This is a genomic window from Caldisericota bacterium (assembly GCA_034717215.1).
Taxonomy (GTDB): Bacteria; Caldisericota; Caldisericia; order Caldisericales; family Caldisericaceae; genus UBA646.
On the sequence record JAYELD010000067.1, the window covers coordinates 1 to 2,044 of the forward strand.

Below are 2,044 nucleotides of genomic sequence, written 5' to 3' on the forward strand. Positions count from 1 at the left end.
CCCAAGCCCTGACACCCTGGGGTCGAAGATAACAAACTGCCCTTTTATTACATTCTGGACATATCTATCTGCTCCCTTCCCGATGCGTCGGGCAGCAGCAACCACACCATCAGCTAGGATGTCACCGAAGCCCTGCCTGAAAGCAGTCATCTGTATCAGCTTCATCAGGGTGTCAAAGTCCCGCTTCAGTTTAATGCCGCCGGTATCTGCCCTGGTGATAATGCCATCTTCATATAGAGTGACTGCAAAATCCACAAGTCCCTCAAAGCTATAGACCCTCTCAATACCGTAGCGGTTTACCATATCAAAAAAACGTAGGGCATGTGCGTACCTGTCCAGTGGGGTGCCCTCATCACGGTGCCCGAACGCTGGCGAAGCTGTCAGTAATGCTCCAACAGCAAGTACCGCAGTATCGTATGTAGTCATACTTTGCCCGGGTAAGTCCAGGCGGTCTTTATCGGACATGGGGCAGGTGATGCAGGCGATTTTCTTGCGGCTACGCTTATGAATCTCGTAGATTTGTGCCTGTAGCTCCTTTACATATGGAGGATAGGACAAAAACACTGACGAAGCTCTGGCTATGACTCCTTCGGGCACCCAGCCACTAGTCATAGTCATGGCACCGCCCTGCATCATCTCATCGCGCAGGTGATAATTCTTCACCCGGCTCAGTATCTCGTCAACAAGGCTCTTAAGCCGTTTGGGGTCAGCCACCGTTATACCTTTCGTGCCCCGCACGGCGACCACAGCCTTGAGGTTCTTCGAACCCATCACGGCAGGAAGTCCACCCGAGCCCACTGTGCCACCCTTATCGATTTGAGTCACTGAGATGCTCACCAAGTTTTCTCCCGCCTGACCAATCGGAATCACGCTGCACGGCTCATGCCTTCGCCTCAGTTCATCCGTGGTTTCAAAAACGTCCTTGCCCCAGAGGTCACTGGCATCACATAGGGCAACATCATCATCCTGTATTTTCAGATACACCGGCTTCTCTGAACAACCGGTTATAACCAGATGGTCATAGCCCGATGACTTCAGAAAGTGGCTGAAATAGCCACCACCGTTGCTGTGAGGAAAAGAGTTGTTAAGAGGCGACTTATACACGGTCATTAGCTCCGAAGAGCCAGGTATGATGCTGCCATTAAAGGGACCTGTGCCCATGATGATAGCGTTTTGAGGGGAAAGCGGCTCCACGTCCGGGGGTATGAGGTCGTACACTAGCTTATTATTTATACCAGCGCCGCCAATGTAAGTCCTGGCTAGGTCAGCATCAAGGGGCTCTTTCCTTGCGCTGCCGCTGGTCATATCAACATACAGGATATTACCGGCATAACCAGGAAGTCCCATGCTATGTTCCCTTCCTCATTCTCTGTCGGGTCAAAGCCCCATAGGGGCAGTATGTAACACAGAGGCCACACCTATCGCACTCGTCTGTGAAAGCTATGTCGAACTCATTCGGCTGATTGACCAATTTTCTAACCTGAATCCGCGCGGCGGCTAAATTAAAAGTGCTATTAAGCCTGAAGGAACAACGCAACATGCAAGTCATGCAGCCGGCACATCTCGAAGCATCAGCCTTGATCAAAAGCGAGCTTTCCCTAGCAACACTACCTGTCATCTGTGCTCAATGGCTCCAAATCTCAATTAGAGTATTCCAAATCGTAGCCATTGTCAACGCTGCGGAAGGCAGACCTGTCTAAGCACCTTCCTTGCTTTCCTGGCTGCAAAACCTGATGATCTCAGCAAAATTATTGATTCTCGTAAGATTGGTGCTTTCCACAAAGCCGTCATAGGTGAGGTTGATCCAGGGCTTACGATACAGGGCACTGAACTTCTCTGACATGGCAGCCACAATTCCACCGGGCATGCAGCCATGGGGCATTACCGATATCACACCAGCAAACTTAGGATTCTCCATCCATTCGACTCCACTACCTATACTGAGAACTGCCTCGCTTCCGCATTTTGGGGAAAGCCACTCACTTGTCCACCTCAGTACCTCCTCCGTTGAAGGTTCTCTCACATCAACCAGGTTCTGGAAATG

General features: G+C 50.8%; 2 protein-coding genes. Both read right to left on the reverse strand.

Annotation, left to right across the window (positions count from 1 at the left end):
- Window positions 1-1,347: aldehyde ferredoxin oxidoreductase N-terminal domain-containing protein (locus U9Q18_02785; GenBank protein ID MEA3313283.1), on the reverse strand; the 1,347-nt coding region annotated here is incomplete at its 3' end.
- 349 nt (window positions 1,348-1,696) lie between these two features.
- Window positions 1,697-2,044: hypothetical protein (locus tag U9Q18_02790; GenBank protein ID MEA3313284.1), on the reverse strand; the 348-nt coding region annotated here is incomplete at its 5' end.